The organism is Aristophania sp. ESL1100 (genome assembly GCF_058511235.1).
Genome location: NZ_CP196394.1, coordinates 319,583 through 346,036 on the forward strand (window position 1 = coordinate 319,583; position 26,454 = coordinate 346,036).

The 26,454-nt window shown below is 49.6% G+C and carries 25 protein-coding genes; 18 read left to right on the forward strand and 7 right to left on the reverse strand.

The features are described 5' to 3' along the window. Positions 1 to 14 precede the first annotated feature (14 nt). Both ACSYSY_RS01630 and ACSYSY_RS01635 read left to right on the forward strand, forming a co-directional pair. On the forward strand, positions 15 to 356 hold the full coding sequence (locus ACSYSY_RS01630) for a YnfA family protein (protein ID WP_491707602.1): 342 nt from the start codon (positions 15 to 17) through the stop codon (positions 354 to 356). A 107-nt stretch (positions 357 to 463) separates the two neighbouring features. Further along, entirely contained in the window at positions 464 to 958 is a 495-nt protein-coding gene (locus ACSYSY_RS01635) for a hypothetical protein (RefSeq protein ID WP_491707603.1), read from the forward strand. Positions 959 to 1,010: 52 nt separating this feature from the next. On the opposite strand, the gene ACSYSY_RS01640 is transcribed toward ACSYSY_RS01635, so the two are convergent. Next, entirely contained in the window at positions 1,011 to 1,919 is a 909-nt protein-coding gene (locus ACSYSY_RS01640; RefSeq protein WP_491708195.1) for a 4-(cytidine 5'-diphospho)-2-C-methyl-D-erythritol kinase, read from the reverse strand. A 155-nt stretch (positions 1,920 to 2,074) separates the two neighbouring features. Between ACSYSY_RS01640 and ACSYSY_RS01645 the strand changes: the two genes are divergently transcribed. The 7 genes from ACSYSY_RS01645 to ACSYSY_RS01675 all read left to right on the forward strand — a co-directional run bounded on the left by ACSYSY_RS01645 (position 2,075) and on the right by ACSYSY_RS01675 (position 11,974). After that, positions 2,075 to 2,881: a uracil-DNA glycosylase gene (locus tag ACSYSY_RS01645; RefSeq protein ID WP_491707604.1), complete on the forward strand. Its 807-nt coding sequence runs from the start codon at positions 2,075 to 2,077 to the stop codon at positions 2,879 to 2,881. Between the two features lie 269 nt (positions 2,882 to 3,150). Next, the gene (locus ACSYSY_RS01650; protein WP_491707605.1) at positions 3,151 to 4,980 is read left to right on the forward strand and encodes a lytic transglycosylase domain-containing protein; all 1,830 of its coding nucleotides are present in this window, start codon (positions 3,151 to 3,153) and stop codon (positions 4,978 to 4,980) included. Between the two features lie 640 nt (positions 4,981 to 5,620). After that, the gene (locus ACSYSY_RS01655) at positions 5,621 to 7,213 is read left to right on the forward strand and encodes an MFS transporter (RefSeq protein ID WP_491707606.1); all 1,593 of its coding nucleotides are present in this window, start codon (positions 5,621 to 5,623) and stop codon (positions 7,211 to 7,213) included. 24 nt (positions 7,214 to 7,237) lie between these two features. Then, on the forward strand, positions 7,238 to 8,323 hold the full coding sequence (locus tag ACSYSY_RS01660; protein WP_491707607.1) for an HlyD family secretion protein: 1,086 nt from the start codon (positions 7,238 to 7,240) through the stop codon (positions 8,321 to 8,323). Continuing rightward, positions 8,320 to 9,873, forward strand: a complete 1,554-nt coding sequence (locus ACSYSY_RS01665) for an efflux transporter outer membrane subunit (protein ID WP_491707608.1) — start codon at positions 8,320 to 8,322, stop codon at positions 9,871 to 9,873. The genes ACSYSY_RS01660 and ACSYSY_RS01665 overlap by 4 nt, the downstream gene beginning before the upstream one ends. 79 nt (positions 9,874 to 9,952) lie before the next feature. Then, positions 9,953 to 11,545 carry a bifunctional phosphoribosylaminoimidazolecarboxamide formyltransferase/IMP cyclohydrolase gene (gene purH, locus ACSYSY_RS01670; RefSeq protein WP_491707609.1) on the forward strand — a complete coding sequence of 531 codons (1,593 nt, stop codon included), beginning with the start codon at positions 9,953 to 9,955 and terminating at the stop codon, positions 11,543 to 11,545. Positions 11,546 to 11,584: 39 nt separating this feature from the next. Beyond that, on the forward strand, positions 11,585 to 11,974 hold the full coding sequence (locus ACSYSY_RS01675) for a hypothetical protein (RefSeq protein WP_491707610.1): 390 nt from the start codon (positions 11,585 to 11,587) through the stop codon (positions 11,972 to 11,974). 14 nt (positions 11,975 to 11,988) lie between these two features. Here ACSYSY_RS01675 and ACSYSY_RS01680 read toward each other — a convergent pair whose 3' ends face one another. Continuing rightward, complete coding sequence (locus ACSYSY_RS01680) at positions 11,989 to 12,330, reverse strand: hypothetical protein (protein ID WP_491707611.1); 342 nt, start codon at positions 12,328 to 12,330, stop codon at positions 11,989 to 11,991. Between the two features lie 181 nt (positions 12,331 to 12,511). Here ACSYSY_RS01680 and ACSYSY_RS01685 point away from each other — a divergent pair, with 181 nt between their 5' ends. After that, positions 12,512 to 13,273 carry an NAD kinase gene (locus ACSYSY_RS01685; RefSeq protein WP_491707612.1) on the forward strand — a complete coding sequence of 254 codons (762 nt, stop codon included), beginning with the start codon at positions 12,512 to 12,514 and terminating at the stop codon, positions 13,271 to 13,273. A gap of 66 nt (positions 13,274 to 13,339) precedes the next feature. Here the strand turns inward: ACSYSY_RS01685 and ACSYSY_RS01690 are convergent, their stop codons facing one another. Continuing rightward, positions 13,340 to 14,275, reverse strand: coding sequence for a 2-hydroxyacid dehydrogenase (locus ACSYSY_RS01690; RefSeq protein WP_491707613.1), 936 nt, complete (start codon positions 14,273 to 14,275; stop codon positions 13,340 to 13,342). Between the two features lie 35 nt (positions 14,276 to 14,310). Further along, positions 14,311 to 14,775: a low molecular weight protein-tyrosine-phosphatase gene (locus ACSYSY_RS01695; protein ID WP_491707614.1), complete on the reverse strand. Its 465-nt coding sequence runs from the start codon at positions 14,773 to 14,775 to the stop codon at positions 14,311 to 14,313. Positions 14,776 to 15,482: 707 nt separating this feature from the next. Between ACSYSY_RS01695 and ACSYSY_RS01700 the strand changes: the two genes are divergently transcribed. From ACSYSY_RS01700 to ACSYSY_RS01720, 5 genes are all read left to right on the forward strand, one after another. Then, positions 15,483 to 15,977 carry a DUF3576 domain-containing protein gene (locus ACSYSY_RS01700; RefSeq protein WP_491707615.1) on the forward strand — a complete coding sequence of 165 codons (495 nt, stop codon included), beginning with the start codon at positions 15,483 to 15,485 and terminating at the stop codon, positions 15,975 to 15,977. A 6-nt stretch (positions 15,978 to 15,983) separates the two neighbouring features. Then, positions 15,984 to 18,599 carry a leucine--tRNA ligase gene (gene leuS, locus ACSYSY_RS01705; RefSeq protein ID WP_491707616.1) on the forward strand — a complete coding sequence of 872 codons (2,616 nt, stop codon included), beginning with the start codon at positions 15,984 to 15,986 and terminating at the stop codon, positions 18,597 to 18,599. Further along, positions 18,596 to 19,324, forward strand: coding sequence for a hypothetical protein (locus ACSYSY_RS01710; RefSeq protein ID WP_491707617.1), 729 nt, complete (start codon positions 18,596 to 18,598; stop codon positions 19,322 to 19,324). Before leuS ends, ACSYSY_RS01710 begins: the two co-directional genes overlap by 4 nt. Continuing rightward, positions 19,321 to 20,319, forward strand: coding sequence for a DNA polymerase III subunit delta (gene holA / locus ACSYSY_RS01715; RefSeq protein ID WP_491707618.1), 999 nt, complete (start codon positions 19,321 to 19,323; stop codon positions 20,317 to 20,319). The genes ACSYSY_RS01710 and holA overlap by 4 nt, the downstream gene beginning before the upstream one ends. A 113-nt stretch (positions 20,320 to 20,432) precedes the next feature. Then, positions 20,433 to 21,116, forward strand: a complete 684-nt coding sequence (locus ACSYSY_RS01720; RefSeq protein WP_491707619.1) for a Fe2+-dependent dioxygenase — start codon at positions 20,433 to 20,435, stop codon at positions 21,114 to 21,116. A 70-nt stretch (positions 21,117 to 21,186) separates the two neighbouring features. On the opposite strand, the gene minE is transcribed toward ACSYSY_RS01720, so the two are convergent. The 3 genes from minE to minC form a co-directional block, all read right to left on the reverse strand. After that, positions 21,187 to 21,480 carry a cell division topological specificity factor MinE gene (gene minE, locus ACSYSY_RS01725; RefSeq protein WP_491707620.1) on the reverse strand — a complete coding sequence of 98 codons (294 nt, stop codon included), beginning with the start codon at positions 21,478 to 21,480 and terminating at the stop codon, positions 21,187 to 21,189. Then, positions 21,477 to 22,292: a septum site-determining protein MinD gene (gene minD, locus ACSYSY_RS01730; protein WP_491707621.1), complete on the reverse strand. Its 816-nt coding sequence runs from the start codon at positions 22,290 to 22,292 to the stop codon at positions 21,477 to 21,479. Before minD ends, minE begins: the two co-directional genes overlap by 4 nt. A 128-nt stretch (positions 22,293 to 22,420) precedes the next feature. Beyond that, positions 22,421 to 23,212 (reverse strand): septum site-determining protein MinC, encoded by a 792-nt coding sequence (minC, locus tag ACSYSY_RS01735; RefSeq protein ID WP_491707622.1) that lies wholly within the window; start codon positions 23,210 to 23,212, stop codon positions 22,421 to 22,423. Positions 23,213 to 23,317: 105 nt separating this feature from the next. Here minC and ACSYSY_RS01740 point away from each other — a divergent pair, with 105 nt between their 5' ends. Genes ACSYSY_RS01740 through ACSYSY_RS01750 form a run of 3 tightly spaced genes read left to right on the forward strand, consistent with a single transcriptional unit; the run spans position 23,318 to position 26,423 of the window. Further along, positions 23,318 to 23,986, forward strand: coding sequence for a glutathione S-transferase family protein (locus ACSYSY_RS01740; RefSeq protein WP_491707623.1), 669 nt, complete (start codon positions 23,318 to 23,320; stop codon positions 23,984 to 23,986). A 34-nt stretch (positions 23,987 to 24,020) separates the two neighbouring features. After that, complete coding sequence (locus ACSYSY_RS01745) at positions 24,021 to 25,220, forward strand: BaiN/RdsA family NAD(P)/FAD-dependent oxidoreductase (RefSeq protein WP_491708196.1); 1,200 nt, start codon at positions 24,021 to 24,023, stop codon at positions 25,218 to 25,220. A gap of 15 nt (positions 25,221 to 25,235) precedes the next feature. Beyond that, positions 25,236 to 26,423 carry a DNA recombination protein RmuC gene (locus ACSYSY_RS01750; RefSeq protein WP_491707624.1) on the forward strand — a complete coding sequence of 396 codons (1,188 nt, stop codon included), beginning with the start codon at positions 25,236 to 25,238 and terminating at the stop codon, positions 26,421 to 26,423. Positions 26,424 to 26,454: the final 31 nt, after the last annotated feature.

Here is a 26,454-nt window from a genome sequence, read left to right on the forward strand (position 1 = left end):
GGAAGGGCAGATCCATGGCAGCAGGTTTTATAAAAATACTCCTTATTTATAGTCTTGCTGCTATCGCCGAAATTTGCGGCTGTTACGGATTCTGGCTTTTCTTTCGTGAAGGTAAACCCTGGTTCTGGCTGGGTATCGGGCTGGTTTCACTCATTTGCTTTGCATGGTGTCTGACCTTCAGCCCTTCAGATGAAGCAGGGCGGGCTTTCGCGATTTATGGGGGCATTTATATTGTCGCCTCTCTGCTCTGGATGTGGGTGATTGAGGGAAATCCTCCGCATTTATTCGATGTTCTTGGAGCCATATTCTGTCTGGCCGGGGCCTGTATGATCTTTTTATCTCCCCGTTTCTCATAAAGTTTTTTCTCACAGACATGTCAGATGGCTGTATAGATTAAGAGGGTGCGACTCTTCCGGGTCAGGAGGATTCTGGATGTCGAACCATTATCTGAAGGAGTGATTTAATGAAATTATCACATTTATGTTCAGTTATGGCCATGGCAGCGGCTATGGCAACAGGTTCATCCATGGCAGCATCTTCAACGCAGGACAATGGTTCCGCTATGTCAGGCAGGGATTGTCGCAAGGCTTTTTTCGCTGCGAAGAAGGATGGCACCTTAAACGGCATGGACTATAAAGCTTATAAAGCTTCGAAATGTGCCGGTGGCGCTTCTGCCGGGACTGAAGAGAAAAAGTCAGAAGAAAAACCTGCACAGTCCAGCAATAAAGCGACGACAGCGTCATCAGCTCCTGCTGTGAGTGGCAGTGTCGTGTTCCCCAATAAAATTGATCCCCAATATGCGTCCTTAACGCCGGGGAAAGCCCGCATGAAGACCTGCGTTGCCCAATATAACGCTAATAAGGAAAATGGTGGTAATGGTGCTCTGAAGTGGATTCAGAAAGGCGGCGGTTACTGGTCGGAATGTAATGCTCACCTGAAAGGTGCACAGGCACAGTAAGGTTCTGCCTAGTAGGATGAAGGTCCGTTTTATAGACGGACCTTTTTTATATTCAGGGGAGAATGTTTCCAGCCCAGCTCCACCAGTTCCGGGATGAAGTCTGTTCTAAAAGCGATTGATGTGCCGCCCGGGCTTTTTCGGGTGTTTCAAAGAGAGCAAAGCAGGTTGCACCGGAACCGCTCATTCTTGCCAGAAGACATTCCGGTAAGGAAGACAGTGCCTGTAAGACGTCACCAATGGCCGGAACCTGTTTTAAAGCTGCTGGTTGAAGGTCGTTTCTGGTTGTTTTAAGAAACGCTATGAAATCCTTGGTATTCTGCCATCCCTTCGTGGGAAGGGACGTATCATCAGTTTTTATAGACCCTTTGGGTAAATTCAGTTCCTGAAAAATAACAGGCGTTGAAACTGCGATCCGGGGATTGACCAGAATCATACCCAGAGCAGGTAATGGCGGACCAGAGGATAAATGATCCCCGATATTTTTCATGCGCTGTGCGGCCTGTTTCAGGCAGACCGGGACGTCAGCCCCCAGAGAGGGGGCAATTGAAGTGGCGAAAGAAGAAGGGAGTTTCCAATAATCGGTCAAGAGGCGCAGGGCACAAGCTGCGTCAGCTGAGCCTCCGCCTATCCCTGAGGAGACGGGAAGATTCTTCTCGAGAAGAAAACTGACAGGATCTGGAAGGTGCCCTGTCTCTGCAAAGGCTTTTTGCCGCAGATTATTGGCGGCACGAAGTACAAGGTTATCGGGCTCTGCTTTCAATCCTTCAGAAAAGGGACCAGTCAAAGAGAGCGTTATGGTTTCTGTTTCATCTGACGGTTTGTAAGGCGTTAGAAAAAGCCTGTCTCCAGCTCCTGCGAATATAGCGAGACTATCAAGGAGATGGTAACCATCTTCACGCCGACCTGTGATATGAAGATAAAGATTAATTTTGGCGTGAGCTATCTCTTCTAGCGGAAACATCATGAGACCTTCTCATAAAAACCCTGGTCTGTATCAGACCGTGAATGGCGCTTATGTATTTTGCAGGAGGTTTTTTAGAAAACTTCCTTTGTCGATCAGGACGATGTAACAAAAGATTACAGAAATGGCTATCTTTGAGAAAATGCAGGTTATAAGTGATAACGTCTCCGATGCCCCCAATATCTGACGCAAGCCTGCGGGCAGCTCTGGAGCTTCAGCTTGCATGGGGTGTGGAAACAGTCACTGAATCGTTTCCATGGAACCCGGTTGAAGAAGCGGTAACTCTCAGAACGGCTCCGAAAATCCTGCCTCGTAAGGCGGAGATCTCTGAGGCTGCGCCATTAAGAGAAATTGTCGGGTTACCCGTAAAAAAGCAGGAATCAGAGAAAAAAGAGGTCACTGATGGTAACGCTCTTGAAGCGTTTATTTACCAGTTCAAGGATATACCTCTGGCCCGCACGGCCACGCATTATCTGACGCCGGAATGGCACCAGAATGCGCGTTTTACGATTATTGGTGAAATACCGGATGCCGATGAGGACCGGTCAGGAAATCTCTTTTCAGGTGAAGCGGGTTTTTATCTTGAGAAAATAATGCGCTCATTGGGCCTAAAACGAAATGACATAAATTTTATTCCCTCTATTCCGTGGCGGCCACCGGGTGGGCGCCCTCTTTTACCTCACGAATTGGAAATTGCCGGTGATATTTTGCTAAAGGCGCTGGGATTGGTGAAAGAAGTCCCTGTTGTCACAATGGGTACAACGCCCTTGCGGCTTATGAAAGGGAAAGCAACTCCTATTATCAGAGCCCGGGGAGTCTGGCATGATTTTATGGCGCCGGAGCATAATTTTAAAATTCGCTTTCTGCCGACCTATCATCCTTTACAGTTAAAGGCAGGTTCTGTTGTTAAGCGCGGACTTTGGAATGATATGCTTTTACTTTTGGATACTTTGAAAATATAGTTTAAAAAAATAATAGTTCTGGTATATATGAAAACTACGTGAAAAGTTTTTTAGATAGAGATGAGGCATAGATGACACAGTTCGGAATTATGCTTATTTATAAGCTTGATTTTTAAAATCATGATCCTTATGTAACCTCGGCTATGAACACGCGGCGGTTATCACTATTTACCTGGACAGCATTTTTTACTATTTTAGGTGCTGTTGTCATTTCGCAGGGTTCGCTCTTTAACCTATTGATAAAAGACGAGTCTGCTAATCAGATTGTTTTGCTCTCCGGCAGTGAGGAAGGCGTTGTACCGGACCCAGCTACGGCTTTGGTCAGAAACCCGGTTCCTTTCCCTCATCCTCTTACAGAGGAAAATGCGAGACACTATAAAACCTTATTTCATAATGTTAGAAATGAGGATTTTACGTCCCTGACTTCGTCAGTGGAAAAAATTCCAGACCCTGTTCTGAAATCTGATATATTGGCAGAATATTATCTGCATAGTGGGGTCGTCCCAACCTTGGCGACGATGCAAAGCTGGTTGGAGCTCTATTCCCACCTTCCTGACACCCAACATCTATATACTCGTATGGCAGAGCTATATGCTGCCCAGGCGGGATCAGCGCCTTCCCTCCAGCCCTCATTGGCGCCGGGAAAAACGGAGATCAATTTTTCTTCCGGGGATGGTGGAGCAGTCGTTACCAGGAATGTCCGGGTCGATCACATCGTCCAGCCCTTATTAAATAAGGGACTGACCAGCGCAAAAGAGGCTGCTGCCTTTATTCGTAAACTTTCCGGATTGCCGAATGACTATCATGCCCAGATTGAGGGTGAAATCGCTCTGGCTTATTTAAGTCAGGGAGAAGTCAGTTCCGCAATGTCCCTGGCCCATTCCGCCTTTCTAAAAGGGGGGAAACAAATAGGGCTGCCTGCCTATGTGGAGGGGCTGGCATTGTGGCATGAAGGAAAATGGGAAGCAGCAGCTGTTTCGTTTAAGGATGCTACCAATGCTCCCAAAACAGATAGCTACGTACAGGCGGCAGCGGCTTTCTGGGAAGCACGGACGCAGGAGCGTCTGCATTCCGAAAATGATTATAAATTCTGGTTGAAGCGGGCTGCTTCGTACAAAGATTGTTTTTATGGAATCGTCGCTGCAGCGGTTCTGGCACAAAAGGACAATAAACAGGAAAAGAAACCTGAGAGTGCGAAAGCGGAACTGGAGGCTCTCCGTCATAAACATATGAACCGCAATGACGTTGATACGGTTCTGAATGCACCGGAAGGGCGGCATTTCTTTGCGTTACTCCAGATTGAGGAACAGGGCAGGGCAGAAGCTCTGGCGCGTTATATGTGGCCGGTTCTTGTGAGGCAGGACCTGGTAAGAGCTCATTCCCTCGCATTGGTTGTCCGCAAAGCGGGGATGATCGGGCTTGCTGATCAGATGGACAAGGCTGAAGAACATCAGACGATTCCTCTGGTCAATACAGTAAAATCTGATTTGCCTGACCTTAAGCCCCAGCATGGATTCCGTCTTGATCCGGCTCTGGTTTATGCGGTGGCGCGTATGGAATCCAACTTCAATCCCAATGCTGTTTCTCCCGTCGGGGCGAGGGGGCTTATGCAGGTTCAGCCTAGAACAGCCAGTTTCATTACAGCCGATCACATCCGTTTTGATGCCCATGGTGAGGCGATTATAAAAGTTCCTGAAGATATGGCCAAACGGCTGCATGACCCGGCTTATAATCTGGAAGTGGGACAGCTTTATATCCTGTATCTGGCTGAAACGGCTGTGCAGGATATTGAAACACTGGGCAGTAGGGCTGATCAGCGCAATAAGAGCGGAAATCTCATATCGGTCCTGGCTGCCTATAATGCGGGCCCTGGTGTCATTCTGCATTGGCGGGCTTTGCATCCCAATCAGCGGGATCCTCTCTATTTTATTGAAACCCTGCCGAATGATCAGACCAGAAATTACGTCCATGATGTCCTGAAAACAACATGGCTTTATGCCCGGAAAATGGGTCTGGAGACACCGTCTCTTATGTCTCTTGCGGACCGTCAGTGGCCGACAGTTTCCTCTGAAAAAGAGATCGGAACCTCGCACGGTTAATGGATATTATTATGGTGATATGGGATCATCCATATCACCATATAGTTAAATTATAAGAAATCATCAAAGGAAGAGAAGAGCACTATTACTCTCATTTTATGCTCATTCGTACTCTATAATAAACCACATTGAAAAATATTGTTAAGTAATATGTCATTTTTAAAAATGAATCATATTTATCATCATAGATTAACTATATTTATATGATGATATAGAGTCTAAATTTTCTCAGGCTTAAGAAATGTTTGTATATAAAAATACATAAATATATTTCATAATTTTATCTGTTATAAAAATGCATACTGGAACGATATATTTTTTAATAACGATCTATTATTAAAAAATAAAATTTGTTGCAATCATAAATATACCCCATTAGACAGGGGCGTCATGTTAATGAGACTGACATCGGTACGGAATAAATGCGTGATCCAGTGTTACTATACCATAGTAAGGGTTGCAGAGACGATGGCTGCTTATCAAGGTATCTTTACAGGCATTGATTACGGTGAGAGGCTCCCTTGTCCGTTCTTTCATGGAATCGGACAAAGAGGATCAGAGGTCACGTCAGAGGCTGATCTCTCGCTATTATGTTAAAACAGCACGTGATGATTATGATTAACGCATTGGTAAAAAGACTGTGACTCCCCAAACTCGTTCCTTATTCGGCCTGGCGGGGATTATCTGTCTTGCTATGTCGACGTCGTTTAATGAGCAGGTTTCCTCTCAGGGGCTCGGTGATATTCTCGGTGGGATGGGAATCAGCCATGATCCGGGCACATGGTTTACAACCGTTTACAGCGCGACAGAAGTGGCAGGAATGGGCGTTGCTCCATGGATGGCCATAACGGTTGGTATGAAACGCTTTGTGCTGATCGTGGCAGCTGTTGCCATTATCAGTACAGTTCCATTGGCCTTTACGACAAATCTGACACTTCTTTATTCATTGAGGGCGGTGCAGGGCTTTGCCGGGGGGTGCAGTATTCCGCTTCTGATGGCGATCGCTCTTAAAGTGTTGGCCCCTGAAATCAGGCTTTTTGGTCTGGCTGCCTATGCCCTGACCGCAACCTGTTTCCCGTATCTGAGTACGGCGCTCGCCGGATTGTGGACTGATCTTGTCGGTTGGCGCTTTATCTTCTTTCAGATTCTGCCTATGGGCGGAGCAGCCATGGCGCTGCTCTATTTTGGCCTCCCTGAAACCGCAGGCCGTATGGAGCGCTTTAAAGAGCCGCGCATGTGGTTGAGTGCCGCCCTTTTGCTGATTTCAACCCCGCCATTAGTCATCATGCTGGCGCTAGGGGACCGGCTGGATTGGTTTAATTCCAAACTTGTTTGCGTCTGTGCCCTGATTTCAGCTGTCACTCTGCCGCTTTTTGTGATGAATGAGCTGAAGAGACCTGAACCGTTTTTTCGCTTCTCCCTGTTAAGGCGCCGGAATTTTCTCTATGCGGTTGTTGGTCTGCAGATTTTTGTGCTGTTGTCGATCTCAGGTTCCGCCATTCCAAGTCAGTATCTGACGGCCGTCGCAGGATATAGGCCAGAACAGATTTATCTCGTGACGGCTGTTATTGCCTCGTTACAATTGATCTTCCTGCCCTTTATGGCGATTTTGCTGAATTATGAATGGGTGGATTCACGCGTTGTCAGCTTCATCGGTCTGGTCCTGATGATTTCGGCCTGCGCTGCCAATTCCTTTGTTACAGCAGAATGGAATCGTAATGAGTTTTACGCATGGCAAGTGGCTCAGGCTCTGGGAGCTGCCATGATTGTTATGCCGATTCTAATGGGTGCAACGAATGCCGTCATGCCGCAGGAAGGCCCTTTTGCCGCAGGAATGGTGAATGCACCGCGAGCTGTCGTGCAGGTGATGGGAACGTGGCTCGTGCAGCTAGCTTTTCACTGGCGCGGCAATCTTCATTCTGAGCGTCTGACAGACCGTCTCGGGCAATATCATTATGGATTATTCCAGGGGGCAAATCCTGACTGGCAGCATCCGGCTCCTCTTCTGCCAAATGGGACCAGTCGCTCTCCCGGCGCAGTCGCTGCTTTAAGCAAGCAGCTTCATCACCAGGTTTCGACACTGGTGATTGAAGATCTTTTCATGATTATGGCCTGCATTGCGGGGCTGTTGCTGCTATGGCTTCTGATTGTGCCCGTGCGGGCTTATCCTCCCCGGATTGCGCTGGCGGGTATGATTCCTCCTGCTGATCCTGTTTCCACGCCGTCAAAATAATGGTTACTGTAAGGGTTAATCTTCATGGCTGAACCTCGTAAAACCGCTCGCTGGCCTTATTTCCTGGCTGGAGGCGTGGTGGTCGTCTTCATCGCGATCGTGCTGGCAATCATCTTTGTGCCGACCTCACGGGTCTGGACAAATGATGCCTATGTGACAGTCCATCACACCGTGATTGCTCCGCGTGTTTATGGTCAGGTCGTTGCTGTCAATGTCACAGATAACCAATCCGTCCATAAAGGGGATGTGTTGGCGGAGCTGGACCCCAACGATTATCAGACCGCCCTTGATGAGGCCCGTGCAACTGAGGCGGATGACAGGGCTAAGGTTATGGATGCCGCAGCGAATGTCGCTCGTCAGCCAGCATTGATTGATGATGCACAGGCACGGGTTGACCAATTACAGGCTGAGCTGGTTTTTGCTCGTCAGGATGCCGATCGTTACGGCCACCTGGCCCGTACCGGTGCAGGAAGCTTGCAGGAAGGCCAGAAAACTCATGCAACCTTGGCGGAAATGACGGCCTCCTATAATGCCGCCAAAGCTGAGTTGGAAGCGGCACGTGATGAATTGCTCGTTCTGAAAGCCAAAAATGCGGCAGCTGAGAAACAGGTCATGGTTGATATGGCTCGTGTCCATCAGGCGGAGCTTAATCTGTCCTATACAAAACTCAGAGCCCCGTTTGACGGTATGGTTGGCGAACGTAATGTGCAGATAGGTAATGTTGTGCCTGCTGGCACGCCCATTATGGCCCTTGTGCCGATTGATGATTTGTGGATTCAGGCAAATTACCGTGAAGTCGCTCTCCGCCACGTTAAACCCGGCCAGAAAGTCGATATCCACGTTGATGCCTATGATATTGATCTCAAAGGGATTGTCGATAGTGTGCCTCCATCTTCCGGAGCGGCCTTCGCACCATTGGCTCCTGAAAATGCGACAGGAAACTTCACAAAGATCGTGCAGCGTCTTCCTGTAAAAATCACACTGATTCCCGGTCAGCCTCTCGCAAAATTATTAAGAATGGGTTTCTCGGTTGAAACGACGATTCACACGGGTCTGGCCAATATTGTTGAGGCACAGCGCCATACCAACCGCTCGGTGACTGCGCGATGAGAACCAAGTCTCTTTCTGGTCGCTCTGCTCCTTACAATCTCGGGAAGAAAATAGGGCAGCGCTTTGTAAGTCTGGCCTTGTTAACAACGGCTCTGGCCGGGTGCATCAGGATGGGGCCGGATTACAAGACGCCTCCGTCTCCTGAGCAGCCAGCCCAATGGTCCAAAGCAGCTGATGCGCCCAAAAACCAGAAAGCCGGTCTGACCTATGGGGGGCAGGTTGATCTTACCTGGTGGCGACGGTTTAATGACCCGGTTCTAAATCAGTTGATCGAGACTCTGGGAAAGCAGAATCTGGACATCCAGGAAGCAGCAACAAGGGTCAGTCAGGCAAAAGGGCAATTGAAGGTTGCTGCTTCAGCGGGATTGCCTCACGTCGGTTGGGCTGGCGGATATGCCTGGACGCAACAGAGTGAAAAAGGCATGTTTGGCATGGTTCAGCCCAAGCCGGGTGCCGACCTACAATATCAGGAATATAGTAATATAGGTTCCGCTACCTGGGACCTTGACCTATTTGGAGCCATCCGCCGGGCTGTTGAGGCAAGCAATGCCGATCTCGTCGCCGTTGAAGCGGCCCGCAAGGCCGTGGTTCTGGCAAGTCTTTCGGACCTTGTCGATAGCTATATGCGTTTGAGAGGGGTGCAGGAACAGCTTGATTATACTGAAGAACATCTCAGGCTTGTTCAGCGTGACCTAAATCTGGTGCTTCAACGCCAGAAAGAGGGGGCGTCCAATGCGTTGGAAGTTGCTCAGGCCAGAGGGCAGGTTGAAAAAACAAAGAGTGACCTGCCTCCCTTAAGGCAGTCTCAGGCTGCTTTGGTGAATGCGATCGGATATTTGCTGGCCCTTCCACCACGCAAGCTGGAGGAACAGCTCCTGCCGCGCAAAGGACAACCATCGGCGCCGGTTTCTGTCGGGGTCGGTGTGCCGTCCACTCTGGCGCAGCGCCGTCCGGATATTATGCAAGCCGATGCAGCCCTCCACGCGGCAACAGCGCGGATCGGGGCGGCGACGGCAGCTTTTTATCCTGATATCAATCTTATAGGTGATCTGGGATCTCAAAGCTTGTCTGCGGGTGATTTCTTTATGCCTTCAGCGAAGTACTTCAAGTTGGGCCCGACTGTCAGTGTACCGGTCTTTCAGGGCGGTCGTCTGAGTGGCACTTTGAAACTTCGTAAACAACAGGCCAAGGAAGCGGCTTTTGAGTTCCGGCGTGTTGTTCTGAATGCCTGGCGCGAGGTTGATGACGCTATCACAGATCTGGCTCATATTCAGGTCCGTTATAAGGATTTGCAGGAGACGGTCCGTCAGAATAAACTGGCGTTATCAGCAGCGCAGGATCAGTACAAGGAAGGAGCTGTTCCGTTCCTTGAGGTGGATCGTGCTGAATCCCTTCTTCTGGCCAATGAAATATTAATGGCTGCGAGCCGGACAGATACAAATATCGCAACGGTTAATTTATACAGAACCCTGGGTGGGGGCTGGCAGCCTTTTGTTCCACCTGATAAAAAGGTAAAAACCGGCTTTGCCAACCTGGGCGGCTTTTTCTAAGAGCGCTCAGGAAACCGTATAAATATCAACCGGCCAGACAATAAACCGCACACGTTAAACAGGACGATACTTCCAGAATATGACCGCCGAACAAAGATTACCCCTTCGCCGTGCCCTTCTTTCCGTTTCTGATAAAGAGGGATTGGTTGATCTTGCGCGTGCCCTTGTCGCGCAGGATATTGAAATTCTCTCAACGGGTGGTTCAGCCCGCACTCTGCGTGAAGCAGGCGTGCCGGTAAAGGAAGTTTCTGAGCATACTGGCTTTCCTGAAATCCTTGATGGGCGTGTTAAAACACTGGTTCCCTGGATTCATGGGGGAATTCTTGGGCGCCGTGATAATCCGGAGCATCTGGAACAGATGGATGCTCATAAAATTGCGCAGATCGATCTCGTATGCGTAAATCTTTATCCTTTTTCAGCGACTGTCGCTTCTGGTGCTGATGCTGAGACATGTATTGAAAATATTGATATTGGTGGGCCAGCTATGGTGCGGGCTGCAGCCAAGAATTTCCAGCATGTTGTGATTTTGACATCTCCTGCGCAATATCAGGATTTCATGTCCTCCTTGTCACAAGGGGGCACAACATTGGCTGAACGCCGTAACTGGGCGCAGTCCGCCTACGCGCATACAGCTTCTTATGACAGCATGATTGCCAACTGGTTTGCCCGGCAGGAAGCTGCACCGGGTGACGTGGTTCTGCCTGAAGTGCTGACTCTGGCCGGGAAGCGTGACAGCCTTTTGCGCTATGGTGAAAATCCCCATCAGAAAGCAGCTTTTTATCGTGATGGAAGCAAACGTGCCGGTCTGGCCACAGCCCGCCAGATTCAGGGTAAGGAGCTGAGCTATAATAACCTGAATGACACTGACGCCGCTTTTGAAGCTGTGGCAGAATTCACAGAACCAAGTGTTGTTATTGTAAAACATGCCAATCCTTGCGGTGTTGCGACACGTTCCAATTTGCTGGAGGCATGGGAAGCAGCCCTGAAATGTGATCCGGTTTCTGCCTTTGGTGGAATTGTGGCTCTGAACCGCACTCTCGATGAAGCGACGGCACAGCAGATCAGCACAATCTTTACGGAAGTTGTTGTTGCGCCGGATGCAGATCAGGCGGCTCTTGATGTCATGGCTAAAAAGAAAAATCTCCGCCTGTTACTGACCGGTGGCGTTCCTGATCCGGCAGAGGCAGGGTTGGTTGTGCGTTCTGTTTCAGGTGGGTTCCTTGCTCAAAGCCGTGATAATGGACATGTCAGCCTTGAGTCTCTGAAAGTGGTGACCAAAAGAGCACCAACAGAGCAGGAAATGGCAGATATGCTCTTTGCCTTCCGTGTTGCCAAGCATGTGAAGTCCAATGCTGTGATTTATGTGAAGGATCAGGCAACAGTGGGCATCGGGGCGGGCCAGATGTCACGCGTGGATAGTGCCCGGATTGCCGCCCGTAAGAGCGAGGACGCGGCTCATGCTGCTGGATTGACCGAAGCCTTGACGGTTGGTTCAGTCGCAGCGTCTGATGCTTTCTTCCCCTTTGCTGATGGTCTGGAAAGTGTTGTTGCGGCGGGAGCTACGGCCGTCATTCAGCCTGGTGGCTCTATCCGCGATCAGGAAGTGATTGACGCGGCTGATAAAGCTGGCATTGCCATGGTCTTTACAGGTATGCGCCATTTCAGGCATTAATATTAACCAGAATAAGTGATTAAAATCGGGCGTTGAAAGATGAGCATATTCCGTTTTCTAACAGGTCTGGTTTTAGTGACAGGCACTGTGCTTCTTGCAAAAGAGGCACAGGCAGCTCAATGCAGTTATGATCTGAAAGTCCTGCCTACAGTGACGGGCGATGTCACCAGAGTTACACCGCAAGGTATTTTGCTGACAGATGGAACTGAAGTTATTCTCTCAGAAACACTTTTGCCCCGTATTCGGCTTGACCATGAAATAACAGCCCGGGGACTTCGTAGTCTGAAGAGTCATAAATTTCTGGCTCTAGCCTTGCAGGAAGGCAATAACCTGATCTGCCCATCAAATGTTGATGTTGAAAAAGGCCCTTATCCCGGTTCTTCTTCCTATGACATCATTGATAATGATGAGGAACAGCCGGAGAAGTAAGGGCGTATGGTGTCTTAATCAAGCTTCCAGCAACGTGATGTTGGGACAGTCTGGTCTGACCCAGGAGCAGATGAGGGGGGATTAAGGATGCAGAGGACGACATCTTTATTACGTTTCAGGGTGAAAATCAGTCCTGAGTCACCATAAGAAGAGGTCGTCACGACAGAGTAACCTTGTTGTCTCATCAAGTTGGCCATAGATTTGTCAACAGGCTGTAATATTGTGGGAATAGCCAGCGGACTATAGGGCGATTTAATACCAGATTCAGGAAGCCCATTATCAGAGGGCTGTCCCATGGTTTTTAACGGGATGTTAAGTATAAGCCCGAATAATAAAGTGAAAAATACTTTTTTCATGAAATTACTCCGTTATTATCTTATTAAATATGGTGCTTTATTATAACATTTTTATCTTATAAAGATATTCTATAGACGTAAGTGATTTTTCTCATAAGAAATACCTGTCTTGATATAGTTTAGCTCATACTTTAAAATCAGGGGAATTTGATAGATCTCATCCCGAAAGTTGCCACGCATTATGAAAATTGCTTTCGCCGCAGCCTCTACTGAGCTGGCACAGAATGCTCTTTCTCATTTGACTGACTATTATGGCAGCGTTCCGCTGGAAAAGGCTGACGTTCTTGTTTGTCTCGGCGGAGATGGGTTTATGCTTGAAACCCTGTTGGAGACATTAAATAGTTCTGTTCCCGTTTTTGGTATAAATTATGGAACGGTCGGTTTTCTGATGAATGACCGTGATCATCATGATCTGATAGAACGTCTGACCATTGCTGAACCAACGGTCATTTCTCCGCTGCATATGATCGCCAGAACCTGTAGGGGGGACGTCCATCAGGGATTGAGTTTTAATGATGTCTATCTTTATCGTGAAACGCGGCAGACGGCACGGATCACGATAGAAATAGATGGGAAACGCCGTATTGAGTCATTGACGTGTGACGGGGTTATTCTTGCCACGCCTGCGGGGTCGACCGCGTATAATCGTTCGGCCCATGGCCCCATTATACCTTTAGGGGCAGATTTATTATCTCTGACACCTGTGTCACCCTTTTCTCCCCGCTTCTGGCGTGGGGCACTTTTACCCGCACAGGCCAAGGTTCGCTTTATTATGAACCAGCCGGAGAAACGCCCGGTTTCAGCAGTGGCGGGGTCAAAAGAAATTCGTGATGTTGAAGAAGTGACGATTTATGAAGAGCGTAGCATCAAGGCGACGCTCTTGTTTGATCCCGGTCATAGTTTGTCAGAAAGAATCATTGCTGAACAATTTGCCGGAGGGTAGAGGGTCTGAAGAAAGACACCGGAAGGGGTTCAGATAATGGCTCCGGTGTCTGTGATTATCACTGGTTTAGAAAAGCGGTGTTACCAGTGGTCTCCCATTGAAATGTGCCAATAGGTTGGCAACGACATTTTCTCCCATGCTTTGGCGCGTTTCTTCCGTGGCAGACCCCTGATGAGGCTGAAGCGTGACATTACTGAATTTCAGGAAAGCCGGATTAATTGCGGGCTCATTGCAGAACACGTCCAGTCCGGCTCCGGCGATGGTTCCATTTTCGAGGGCGTCAATTAGGTCCTCTTCATTGACAACTGAGCCACGGGCAATATTGATGAGCACGCCTTGAGGCCCCAGTGCGTTGAGGACAGGGCTGTCAATGAGATTTTTTGTGGCAGACCCTCCAGGCACAGCCAGTGTCAGCACATCAGCCCATTCAGCCAGTTTCAGGAGATCAGGTTCAAAAGAGCATGAGCTTTCAGGGCGGGCACGCCGGCTGTAATAGGCAACGTCCATTTCACTAGCGAGGGCGCGGCGTGCAATAGCCTGCCCGATGGCACCGAATCCGACAATGCCCATACGCTTATGTTCCAGGCTATGAGAAAGAGGAGGGTAACCCTCACGTGCCCAACGGCCTGCTCTTGTATAATCCTCATTAAAGCGGAAGTGACGCTTAAGTGTCATAAGCAGCATCATGGCCAGGTCAGCGACATCATTTGTTGTGCTGTTTGTTGTGACGCTGATGGGAATCTGGCGCTGCCGGGCCTGCTCAAGGTCAATCTGGTCCGTCCCGACCCCATTGACGGAAATGATTTCCAGATTGGGAAGTGCTTCCATGACACCGGAAGGGATACCAGCGGCACCAGTGGTGGCGATACCCTTTATCTGCGCGGCAAGCGGGGCAAGGCTTGCAGTATCTTCGTAATGATGAAGCGTGAAATGCTCTGAAAGCTGTTTCAGAATAGGCGGTGCGTAAGCATCAATGACAAGAATATCGGCGAGAGAAGACATAATGACCAATCCTCGGACATGTTTGAGCAGGTAGTTTAAAGTGCCTGCTCAGCCAGGGCTTGGCAAGCCTGCTGCACATCACACCATGTTGTTTCAAAATCTTTCTCAGTGCCATAATAGGGGTCGGCAACATCCTCTCCCTCACGGCCTTTAACACAATCAAGCAATAGAAATATCCGGGCTTTCGACGTAGAGGGCTGAAGCTTTTTCAGTGTGCTGTAATGTGTGTGATCGAGCGCTATAATATGGGTGAATTCACTGAAGTCACTGTCTCTTACGGCCCGTGAGCGGTAATGGGAGATATCATGCCCTTCCCGCCGGGCGATAGCCTGGGCGCGCGGGTCAGGTGGATAGCCAAGATGCCAGTCTCCTGTTGCAGCTGAATCAATTTTGACCTCAATGCCTCTTTTGCGGGTTTCTTCTCTCATGGCCAGTTCTGCGAGAGGAGAGCGGCAGATATTGCCGGTACAGACAAAAAGAAAAGAGGGAGTAGTCGTCATTCAGTGGTCTTTCATGGAGATTGGCTGGCAAATCAGTATTGCGGGTGGCAAGGTGAGCAGGCAATTTGTCTATAATAACTTACTCGCCTGGCGGAATTATAGAGATCCGTCTCTCAGAAGTAGGACTATGCATCATTCATGGTCATAAAAGCTGAGTGGTGTCCACGAAAGGATTCGAACCTTCGGCCCCAGGATTCATCCCACTACTATTTTCATAGCCACTTCACAAAAGCGAAGTGTTTGTGAGCTGGACTGTCTCTTTACCTTAAGCCTTGCAGCATAAAAGCCAAAGGCTCTTAGGTATCGCCCGTTCAGTCTCTACACCTTCTTTCCGCCTGTAAGGCTGAAAGCTTGGCTCGGGATTGGCACGGTATAAACCAGAGCTTTCCCCGAATTTGAGCGAATCCACTGGGGGGTTTCCCACTCCCAGCGCCCAATTAAACTAGGAATCCTGTGCTCTATCCTGCTGAGCTACGTGGACACACACGAGTTCACTAACCTTAAATGAAGTAGGCTGCAAGTATAGATTTTCAACTCATGACTTGGCCTTGCGCGTTTCGCGTTCTATGAAGGAGGGGAATCATTGTCTGTCAGGTTTGCCAGCCTGACGATTTACTTTCATCATCTTGCCCTGGCACGGCCGGAACAGGATCATCATGTCCCGAATATCACAGACTTCCAACATAGTGTTGCGTCGATTAAAGGGAATGTCATTACCCCGTACGTCGACTTTTTTAGCCAGTCTTGCTGTTATTAGCCTGTGTGGTCTTTCTGCCTGTGGTGGCAGTGCCCGAAATCCTGATAGCCTTGCGCGTCCCCGTAACCATCTTCTTGGTGCAGACCGTGGTGCCCATGGTGGGAAAGATCAGCTCAAGGGTGGGGTAAATGCTTATTTATGGCGTGGAGCGATTGATACGCTTTCCTTCATGCCCATGCTCTCAGCTGATGCGCAGGGTGGTGTGATTCTGACAGACTGGTTCCAGCCTCCCAGCACACAGGGTGAACGCTTCAAGATTTCAGCCTATATTCTTGACCGGCGCTTACGCTCTGATGCGCTTCGAGTCACAATTTTCCGCCAGACGCGCTTAAATGAGGGCGAATGGCAGGATGCCCCCGTGGCTCCGACGACAGTTTCTGATATTACAGCACGTATTTTGGAACGTGCACGCCAGTTAAGATCTGAAAATGGCGGTGGAAAGTAAGTTTTAATGAGCGACAATACAACATCACAAGCCGCTTCGGCGCAGTTTGACTTTCATAAGCGTGAACTTCACTGGCAGAAATGCTGGGAAGAAAAAAATGTCTTCAAGGTGTCTGATGTGCCTCCGGCAGATCAGCCCAAATATTATGTGCTGGAGATGTTTCCTTATCCTTCAGGGCAGCTTCATGTTGGTCACGTAAGGAATTACGCGCTTGGTGATGTTGTCGCTCGTTATAAACGGGCACAAGGTTTTGCTGTGCTCCATCCAATGGGGTGGGATGCGTTTGGTCTTCCCGCAGAAAATGCAGCACGTGAGCGTGGGGTTCACCCAGGTGAGTGGACCATGCAGAATATTGCGACTATGCGGAAGACCCTGCAGCGTCTGGGCTTTTCGCTCGACTGGTCACGTGAGATTGCGACCTGTCAGCCGGAATATTACGGCAAGCAGCAAAAATTATTTCTTGATATGCTCAAGGCCGGACTTGTTGAGCGGCGTGATGCTTCGGTTAACTGGGATCCAGTCGATCATACAGTGTTGGCTAATGAGCAGGTTGTGGATGGGCGCGGGTGGCGTTCCGGTGCTCTGATTGAGAAAAAAACACTCTCTCAGTGGTTTTTGAAAATCAGTGATTACGCAGAGCCACTACTGGAAGGGTTGAAGACCCTTGACCGTTGGCCTGACCGCGTCAAGATTATGCAGGAGCGCTGGATTGGTCGTTCTGAAGGGGCAAAAATCTGCTTCCCTCTCCATAATCCGCCAGCAGGTTTTGATGCTGAAGAAGATGGGCTTGAGGTCTTCACAACGCGGCCAGATACGCTTTTTGGTATGAGTTTTGTCGGGATTGCGGCCGATCATCCACTTGCTGCGAAAATTGCTGAACAGAATTCAGAAGCCAGAGCCTTTATCGAGGAATGTCGCCGTCTGGGGACTTCGGAGGAAGTGCTTAATACAGCGGAAAAACGTGGCTTTGATACAGGGCTGACGGTTGTTAATCCATTTAAACCTGAGCAGGTTGTGCCTGTCTGGATTGCCAATTTTGTTTTGACGGAATATGGCACAGGGGCGATTTTCGGCTGTCCTTGCGGCGATCAGCGCGATCTGGATTTTGCCCGTAAATATGGCCTTGAAACACCGTCTGTTCTCCTTCCCTCTGGTGAGGAAGAAGCCGAATTCAGGCTCGGTAATAAAGCCATCACCGGAGAGGCAACCCTCTATAACTCAGGTTTTTTAAGTGGCAAAGAGACGCAGGACGCTAAAAAAGCGGCCATCAAACGCCTGGAAGATCTGGGAATAGGGGAAAAAGTCACAAATTGGCGCCTCCGTGACTGGGGGGTCTCCCGTCAGCGTTACTGGGGCTGTCCGATCCCCATTATCTATTGTGACTCATGTGGTGTCGTGCCCGTGCCGGAAGACCAGCTTCCAGTCACACTTCCGCAGGATGTCTCATTTGAGCGTTCAGGCAACCCGTTGGACTATCATCCAAGCTGGAAGCATGTTCATTGCCCGCAATGTGGCAAGGAAGCGCGGCGCGAGACAGATACATTTGATACATTTGTCGATAGTTCCTGGTATTTTGCACGCTTTACCAGCCCTCATGCCGCCACCCCGACCGTGCCTGAAGCGGCAAATGGCTGGTTGGCCGTCGATCAATATATCGGTGGGATTGAGCATGCGATTCTGCATCTGCTTTATTCCCGCTTCTTTACCAGAGCGATGCATAAAACAGGTCATCTGGCAGTTGATGAGCCATTTAGCGGGCTTTTCACGCAAGGGATGGTGACGCATGAAAGCTATCGTGACGGGCAGCAATGGCTCTATCCTGAAGAGGTTGAACGGCGTGGTGAGCAGGTTGTCCGTAAGGATAATGGTGCCCCTGTAACGGTTGGACGTTCAGAAAAAATGTCCAAATCGAAACGTAATACCGTTTCACCTGTTGATATCATTGAGCGTTATGGTGCTGATACAGCGCGCTGGTTTGTGTTATCTGACAGTCCGCCAGAGCGTGATATGGAGTGGACGGCTGCCGGCGTGGCAGCAGCGGGCCGCTTTATGCAGCGTCTTTACCGTCTGGTGCAGTCAGTCGCTGCTCAGGATAAAGCTGGTGCAGCTCATGGGAAAGGGGGGGATGACCTTCGCCGCGTGACACATCGCACAATTGCGGCCGTTACGGAAGCGCTGGAGGGTTTCAGCCCCAATGTGGCCGTGGCGCGTATTCATGAACTGACGTCCGCCCTGGCTGATGCTGAGAAAAAGCAGGCCGAAGGGCTGGGGGCAGCAAGGCGTGAGGCTGCGGCAACGCTGGCTATGCTCATTTCTCCCATGATGCCTCATCTGGGCGAGGAGCTGATGGCTTTACTGGAGCCAGAGGGTATTCTGGTGGCTGAGCGCCCCTGGCCGAAAGCAGAGCCGGAATGGCTGACTGTTAATGAGGTCACACTTGCTGTACAAGTGCTTGGTAAATTGAGAGGGACAATCACCTGCCGTCCCGACGCCCCGAAAGAGGAAGTCCTGGCACTGGCACGTGCGGAACCGAATGTCGTCAAGGCGCTTGAAGGACAGTCCATTATAAAGGAGATTCACGTTCCCAACCGGATTGTGAATTTTGTCGTGAAACCAAAATGATCCAGTTTCGTCTGCTTTCCAAACGGGCCCTGTTGAAACAATATGGAATTCTCTCTCTGCTGAGCCTTGGCATGATAGGCTTATCAGGGTGCGGGTTTCACCCCCTTTATGGTGATAAATCCAGCCAAGGGGTGGGAGTGGATGCTTCCAATGAGTTGAAACGTGTTTATGTGGAGAATATTCCCACCCGTTTTGGGCAGACGATGCGCCTGGCATTACAGCAGGATATGGCGGGCGATGGGTCAGTGCAGCCTGATGGCTATACGCTTAAGGTGGACGGCACAGCGTCTTTTGAATCGGTCGATATCCACCTTGATAATACGTCGGGTCGTTCCAGAGTCATCGGTCGGGCAAATTGGAAATTATATAGCGTCGGGGAAGAGCCAAAATTATTGGCGCAGGGTTTTGCTCGTACGTTGGATGGTTATGATCCGACAATTCAGCAATATTTTGCCCAGACCCTGAATGATGAAACCATCATGAAGCGGGTTTCAGAGACCTTGGCGCATGACATTACGCAACAGGTTGCGATCTGGTTCAAGGCCCATGTAGCGCCTGGGGCAACGAAAGAGCCAAGGCGCGGTCAGTATATAGACACTGACGAGATTCAGGATGACCATAGCGGTCGTTTCCGTAATCTTGACAGTGATGGCTTCCCGGCTATGGCGACAGGTCGTGTCAAGCGTGACTATTCGACCGGTAATTTATATGACCAGCAACCTTGAAAATTGAAACGCGCCATATTGACCGCACTCTGGCCGATTGCGGTGCCTGGCGCGCGATTCTCCTCTATGGAGAAGATACAGGCCTAATCCGGGAGAGGGCGATAAAAGCCGCCAGGCAGATTGTCGAGGATTTGCAGGATCCCTTTCGATTGACCCGGCTGGAAGGTGATGAGCAGGCCAGACTTGATGAGGAAATGGCCTCTCTATCGCTTATTGGTGGTCGGCGTGTTGTCTGGATCAGTGAGGCGCAGGATGGTCTGGCTTCCCGGCTTGAACGTGTCATGGCGAGCGAGACAGATACGCTTCTGATTATGGAGGCAGGGAGCCTGTCCCCTCGCTCGAAATTGCGTGTTTTTGCAGAAAAACATCCCCGAATTGCCTCTATTGCCTGTTATCCTGAAGAAGGACGGGCCTTATCACAAACAATTCAGGAGAGCCTGCTTCAGGATAAGGTCCATCTTGAACGAAGTGCCCTTCAGTGGTTACAGGCGCGTTTGGGGGCTGATAGAGCTCTGGTGCGTAGTGAAATCGAGAAACTGAGACTCTATGCGCGTCCTGGTGAGACATTGGGGCTGGATGACGTTCGTCTCTGTATTGGAGATTCGGGGAGTACTTCTTTAGAAGAGGCCGTTTATTCTGCTTTTGCGGGGCAGTTTCCACAGGCTGATCTTTTATTATCCAGAGCTCTGGCTGATGGCGCTGCTCCTGTTGCTTATGCCAGAGCCGTGTTTCAGGTGGCTGATAAGATTTATACTGTTTTGATGCAGGAGTCAGAAGGACTTTCCCGTCAGCAGGCAATCAGCTCATTAAGGCCGCCTCTTTTTTTTAAAAGGAAAGAACTATTCCAGAAGGCATTGCAGCGTTTTTCCCTGACAATGCTTGATAAAGTTTATCACGAGACCCAAACTCTTGAAATAAAATGTAAAATGACCGGTGCGAGTGACTCCCTGTTATGTGAGCGGCATCTTATGTTTTTGTCAAAAATCAGAACTTAAGACTGTCTTATTAAATCAGCCAACGTCAGTATTTATGGTCACGTTCGGAGAGTTTCTGAAATTCATGTTGCCATCAATGGATTGTTCATTTTTGCAATAAAGGAGACCAGGTTTTGCTTTTACATATAGAGAAAGTTCTTACCAGAGAGGAAGTAACCCAGTTACGCGCTAGGTTGCATGAGGGGGCCTGGGTGGATGGCAAGGGGACAGCCGGTCAACAATCAGCTGCATCGAAGAATAATCTGCAGATCGCTCCTGATAGTCCTTTAGGGCGTGAGCTTTCGACCTTTCTTCTGAAAAAACTGGGTACAAACCCCCTTTTTAACAGTGCTGTGTTGCCCTTCCGTGTCGTTCCTCCTCTGTTTAACCGGTATGATGAGGGGATGTCTTTTGGAGCCCATGTTGATAATGCGCTTCGTCCTATTCCCGGGATGGGACAGCGTATTCGCACAGATGTATCCAGCACATTATTTCTTTCAGATCCGGAGGAATATGAAGGAGGGGAGCTGGTGATTTATGGGCCTTCAGAACAGCAGGGCGTTAAATTACCGGCAGGGGATATGATTGTTTATCCGACGACTGCTCTTCATGCTGTCCTGCCTATTACACACGGCAGCCGCCTAGCATCGTTTTTCTGGACGCAATCTTTTATACGCTCACAGGAGCAGCGCTCTATTCTCTTTGATCTCGATCAGAGTATTCAGAGGCTGACAGCTGAGCGAGGCCCTAAAGACGGAGAAGTATTAAACCTGACCAATATTTATCACAATCTTCTTAGATGCTGGTCAGAATTATAGTGGCTTTTAAGAAAAAGAAGACCTTCTTGAGGGGATATCCCCAAAAGAAGATTCAGTAACCGTAAAATTGTTACGGAGCTGATTTCTTCTTTTTCTTTTTTTCCAATTCCTCGGGTACTTCTATGTCAATTTCCAGTGTGGAAAATTGCTGGCCACGGTCCAGCTTCACCTGAACCTTATCCTGATCCACAGAAACGTGACGTGACAAGACCTCAAGGATTTCCTTATGCAATTTGCGGATAAGGTCTGCATCTCCCTCACTACTGGAGCAACGCTCATGAGAGAGAAGGATTTGCAGGCGGTCTCTGGCAACGTTACTTGAAGAGGACTGTTTGCGTGAGAAAAAACTGTCAAAGAAACTCATGCGCCCCTCTTCTTGAACAGGAAGTCAAACAAACCACGTTTTTCGACCGGAATGGTCACCTCAAGTTTTTCACCTTCAAGACGGCGGGCGGCTTCCAGATAAGCCTGAGCACAAACACTGTCAGGAGATGATAATGTAACAGGGCTACCGACATTGGATGCTTTGAGAATATCCTCACTCTCCGGGATAACGCCTATCAGAGGCACGGAAAGAATTTCGAGAACATCATCGATATTGAGCATCTCGCCACGAGCAGCACGAGCCGGATCGTAACGGGTAATCAGGAGATGTTTTTCAACCTGTTCCCCTTTTTCAGAGCGGGCTGTTTTGCTGTCCAGCATACCAATAATACGGTCTGAATCACGTACAGAACTGACTTCCGGATTTGTGACGATCACGGCATGGTCAGCATGATACATGGCCAGCTGGGCGCCGCGTTCAATGCCGGCCGGGCTATCACAGAGGATCCAGTCAAATTTCTCCTTCAGCTCCTCCATCGTGGCTGCCACCCCTTCCGGGGTCAGGGCATCTTTATCGCGTGTCTGGGAGGCAGGAAGGATGGAGAGCGTTTCGCACCGCTTGTCACGGATCAAAGCTTGAGAGAGCTTGGCATCTCCCTGAATGACATTGACCAGATCAAATACAACGCGCCGTTCAACCCCCATCACCAGATCAAGGTTACGTAACCCCACGTCGAAATCAACGACAACTACATTCTGCCCGTTACGTGCCAGGGCAGCGCCTAAAGCCGCGGTCGTAGTCGTTTTTCCAACGCCCCCTTTTCCTGACGTTACAACGATAATCTTTGCCATAAACCTGCCAACCTTCTTTTATATCATTGAGAGAACGCCAGAAACATAAGTTCAGTAATCACTACGTAATCTAATGTACAAACGCTATCTTATTATTAAAGAAATTATTTTGAAGCAATTTTTTTAATTTATTTTACAGGATCAGCCTGGTTCCCATTATCCTGAAGACGCTTCTCCGATAGTGGCTTAACCTTAATCCGGCCTTCTTCAAGACAAATTTGGGTTGCTTGTCCGATCAAAGAGGGATCAATCTCGTCAGCGACAAGATAATAGCCATCAATGGCCAGAAACTCTGCTTCCAGGCGGGATGTATAGATTCGGGCTTCCGGGTGGTGATTAATCCCCGCAATAATGCGTCCCCTCAGAGGGCCATAGACATGGACCGAGCCACCAGCAATGATTTCAGCTCCGGAAGAGACCCCGCCAATAATGACAATATCGCCATCCAGATTTTCAATAACCTGGCCTGATCGCACAGGGCGGTCAATAACCAGCGTCTCCGAAGGAGAGGAAGGGGGCTCCTGTGGGGGAGGCGGGGAGATGGTGTCCTGAGCCTCTGGCAGAGCCACGGTTCCACTGGGGCGGCCCCCCTGCAGGGTGGCTGGCCAGTCCCACTGAGCCAGTGCCGGCCATGAGCGGTCACCGCCTTCTATGCCGATAATATGGATGTTACGTTCCTTCAGGGAAGGAAGAAGGTCAGACAGTCCCTCCGTTTCAGCCTCCAAAAGGCTGAGATCAAGGATAACAGGACGACTATTGAAAAAGCTGACTGAATGGCTGATCTGCACATCAAGGCCTCTGAGCCAGGCTTCGAGAGGCGCTTCAGGGGAGAGAACGAGGGCAAGAAAAGAACGCCCTCTGGCGCGGATACGGGGGAGTGAGGAAGGTTCCCCCGAGACAGAAGAAAGGTCATGGGTCATAAGGGGAATTTATAGCATGGTTTTATGGCAAATCCATCGTATATCAGACAGGTTTTTTGTAATAAGAGGCTTGGACAATTCATCTCTGTGCCCTAGATAGAAGTGATGCGCGTACTGCACCATTTACCCCTCTCTCCGCAATCTCGTTTCGTCCGGCTTCTGCTTGGTGAAAAACGTTTGCCCTGTGAACTTATTTACGAAAAAATCTGGGAACAGACAGATCAGTTTCGTGCTTTGAACCCGTCAGGTGAGGTGCCTGTTCTGGTCGAAGATAGCGGTCAGGTCGTCCCGGGTGCGATGGTGATCGCGGAATATCTTGAGGATGTTTATCCTGATATTTCCCTGTTGGGCCGCACGATAGCGGAACGTGTCGAAGTCCGTCGTCTTCTTGACTGGTTTGATCGGTTGTTCCAGCAGGAAGTCAGTCTGAATCTTCTGGGCGAGAAAGTGGAAAAACGTCTTTTCGGCCTTGGTCATCCTGACGGGACGGTTTTAAGGGTGGGGTATAAAAACCTGCGCTTCCACCTTGATTATATTGGTTATCTGGCTGAAACGAGGACATGGCTAGCCGGCCCTTCCCTGTCAGCGGCGGATTTTGCAGCAGCGGCACATCTTTCAGCCCTTGATTTTCTGGGTGATATCAACTGGCCACAGGCACCTTCAGTCAGGGACTGGTATGCCCGTGTGAAATCAAGGCCCTGTTTCCGCACATTGCTGGCCGACAAGGTCAGCGGGTTTGTTGCGTCCCCGCATTATGCAGATCTTGATTTCTAAAAGAGCCTTATAGAAAGCTTTGACATAAATGAAAATGCCTCAGAAAGACTGGGATGTTATTGTTCTGGGCGCAGGAGCTGCGGGCATGATGGCGGCGTCTCAGGCTGGTCAGACGGGAGCGCGCGTGCTTCTTCTGGACCATGCAGAGGAGCCGGGGCGGAAGATCCTGATTTCCGGTGGAGGGCGGTGCAATTTCACAAATCTGGGTGCACAGGCTGGCAATTATCTTTCACTGAACCCACATTTCGCGCGTTCAGCCCTTGCCCAATATACACCATCCATGTTCTGCGAACTCGTCAGAAATTATCATATAAAATGGGTGGAGAAAGAGCAGGGGCAGCTCTTTTGTCAGGGCTCTGCGCGGGAGATCGTCGATCTTCTGCTTTCCGAGTGCCGTAAAGGGCGCGTTGAGCTTCAGCTTCGCTGCCAGATTATCTCGGTCATGCGACATGAAGAAAATTTTGAGATTCAGACTTCTCAGGGTGTTGTGCGCGGCCGGTCTCTTATTCTTGCGACAGGCGGCCTTCCAATCCCGAAATTGGGGGCGACGGATCTTTCATTGCGGATTGCCAGACAGTTCGGCCTCAAAATCATTCAGCCTTTCCCAGCCCTTGTGCCGCTCGTCCTCCAACAGGCCTATCCGGATCTGGCAGGGGTTTCTGTAACGGTTGAAGCCTCTCTGGGACGGAAAAAGCCAAAATTTACCGGAGGAATGGTCTTTACGCATAAAGGTGTTTCCGGTCCGGCCATTTTGCAGATTTCCTCTTATTGGCAGAAAGGGGATCCTCTGACATTGAACCTCTTACCGGGGGTAAATGTTATGGATATGTTTGAGGAGATCAGAACGCGGCGACCTCACGCTCAGCCTCTGGCTCTTCTGGAAAAACTACCTCAGAGACTAGGACGCGTTCTCGTCAGCACATTATGTGATGATCGTCCCCTGAATGAACAGCCCATGAAATCCCTGCGTGCTCTTGCGTCTTTGATAGAACGATGGGAACTCCAGCCTGTCGCTTCTGAAGGTTACGCAAAAGCGGAGGTTATGAGGGGAGGCATCGATACAAAATCCTTGTCTTCCAAAACAATGGAAGCGCCGTCCGTTCCTGGTCTTTATATTGTGGGGGAAGCTGTGGATGTGACGGGCTGGCTGGGTGGCTATAATTTCCAATGGGCCTGGTCAAGTGGCTATGTGGCGGGACGGGCTGCGTCTCATTACGCAAGACAGTCAGGGTAAAGGTCAGGACCTGTTATGACACAAACGATACTCCCCTGGATTGTGGCGGGCTGCGTTACCTTATTGGCCATTATTATTTTTCTGCGTGGTCAGGGGGGAAATCAGCTTGCCACAAGAGAAGCCCAGCGGCAGGCGCAGGATGCAGAATATCAGAGGCAGCAGATTTCCGAGCTGGAAAGAGCACTTGGTGGGCGCCTTGAACAGATACGTCTTGAAAACAGGCAGCTCTTTGATGAAACGTTCCAGAGAACGCAGAAAGACCAGGGCGATATGCGGCTTTTATTGTCTGAATCTTTGCGGGAAATGGCAGAACGCCAACAGATGCAGATGGCGTCATTGCAGCAAAGCGTCAATGAACGCTTGCAAGGTGCCGTCAAACAACAGATGCAAAGCAGTTTTCAGCGTGTTGTAGAGCAATTTGCCATGATGCAGAAGGCTCTTGGGGAAGTCCGGCAGGCGACAGCGCAGATGAACGACCTCAAACGCCTTTTTACCAATGTCAAAACCAGAGGGGGGTGGGGGGAAACCCAATGCAGGGCCATTCTGGATGATATTTTGTCCCCCGATCATTATGAATGTAACGTCCGATTATCCCCTGATAGTAACGAAGTCGTTGAATTTGCAGTAAGGATGCCCTCTAACGGCCGGAAGGAAGCCCCCTTTCTATCCATAGATTGTAAATTCCCGACAGAAGCTTATGAGCGTCTGATCCAGGCGAATGAAATGGGCGATCATGAGGCAGAAAAGCAGGCAACCAAGGCACTGGAGCAGATTGTAAAGCTCGAGGCCAGGAAAATAGCCCAGAAATATATTCGTCCTCCCGTTACAGTGGATTTTGCTGTACTCTATGTGCCAACGGATGGCCTCTATACAGAAATCGCTCGTCTGCCCGGCGTTATAGATGAAATTGGCCGTCTACACCGCATATTGATTATGGGACCGGCTTTATTGCCCGCTCTCTTGAGGACAGTTCATTTAGGATATGTTACGCTGGCGTTGGAAGAAAGAACGGAAATGATAGCGGCTCTGTTGGGAGAGACGCGTCAGGAAATGTTGAAAATGGATATGGTGCTGGAAAAATTACAGCGTAATGCCGGGACTATGGGGAATACGATTGAAGAGGCCAGGCGTCGGTCACGTGTTCTGGGGCGTAAATTAAATGCCCTGGGAGAAACATCTACCGAGCATGAAAAAATATCGTGAAAGCAGACTAAAAACATAGAAAGACTGTCAA

Coding starts and splice junctions, on each gene's coding strand:
- ACSYSY_RS01690 (WP_491707613.1), bottom strand. CDS start 14,275: ATGTCTTCTCTCGCCGATATTCTTGTCATTGATGCTTACGCACCGCCT.
- ACSYSY_RS01640 (WP_491708195.1), bottom strand. CDS start 1,919: ATGTTTCCGCTAGAAGAGATAGCTCACGCCAAAATTAATCTTTATCTT.
- ACSYSY_RS01710 (WP_491707617.1), top strand. CDS start 18,596: ATGATCCAGTTTCGTCTGCTTTCCAAACGGGCCCTGTTGAAACAATAT.
- ACSYSY_RS01700 (WP_491707615.1), top strand. CDS start 15,483: ATGTCATTACCCCGTACGTCGACTTTTTTAGCCAGTCTTGCTGTTATT.
- ACSYSY_RS01660 (WP_491707607.1), top strand. CDS start 7,238: ATGGCTGAACCTCGTAAAACCGCTCGCTGGCCTTATTTCCTGGCTGGA.
- ACSYSY_RS01750 (WP_491707624.1), top strand. CDS start 25,236: ATGACACAAACGATACTCCCCTGGATTGTGGCGGGCTGCGTTACCTTA.
- ACSYSY_RS01695 (WP_491707614.1), bottom strand. CDS start 14,775: ATGACGACTACTCCCTCTTTTCTTTTTGTCTGTACCGGCAATATCTGC.
- ACSYSY_RS01630 (WP_491707602.1), top strand. CDS start 15: ATGGCAGCAGGTTTTATAAAAATACTCCTTATTTATAGTCTTGCTGCT.
- ACSYSY_RS01685 (WP_491707612.1), top strand. CDS start 12,512: ATGAAAATTGCTTTCGCCGCAGCCTCTACTGAGCTGGCACAGAATGCT.
- ACSYSY_RS01675 (WP_491707610.1), top strand. CDS start 11,585: ATGAGCATATTCCGTTTTCTAACAGGTCTGGTTTTAGTGACAGGCACT.
- leuS (WP_491707616.1), top strand. CDS start 15,984: ATGAGCGACAATACAACATCACAAGCCGCTTCGGCGCAGTTTGACTTT.
- ACSYSY_RS01665 (WP_491707608.1), top strand. CDS start 8,320: ATGAGAACCAAGTCTCTTTCTGGTCGCTCTGCTCCTTACAATCTCGGG.
- ACSYSY_RS01635 (WP_491707603.1), top strand. CDS start 464: ATGAAATTATCACATTTATGTTCAGTTATGGCCATGGCAGCGGCTATG.
- minE (WP_491707620.1), bottom strand. CDS start 21,480: ATGAGTTTCTTTGACAGTTTTTTCTCACGCAAACAGTCCTCTTCAAGT.
- minC (WP_491707622.1), bottom strand. CDS start 23,212: ATGACCCATGACCTTTCTTCTGTCTCGGGGGAACCTTCCTCACTCCCC.
- ACSYSY_RS01740 (WP_491707623.1), top strand. CDS start 23,318: ATGCGCGTACTGCACCATTTACCCCTCTCTCCGCAATCTCGTTTCGTC.
- minD (WP_491707621.1), bottom strand. CDS start 22,292: ATGGCAAAGATTATCGTTGTAACGTCAGGAAAAGGGGGCGTTGGAAAA.
- ACSYSY_RS01680 (WP_491707611.1), bottom strand. CDS start 12,330: ATGAAAAAAGTATTTTTCACTTTATTATTCGGGCTTATACTTAACATC.
- ACSYSY_RS01745 (WP_491708196.1), top strand. CDS start 24,021: ATGCCTCAGAAAGACTGGGATGTTATTGTTCTGGGCGCAGGAGCTGCG.
- purH (WP_491707609.1), top strand. CDS start 9,953: ATGACCGCCGAACAAAGATTACCCCTTCGCCGTGCCCTTCTTTCCGTT.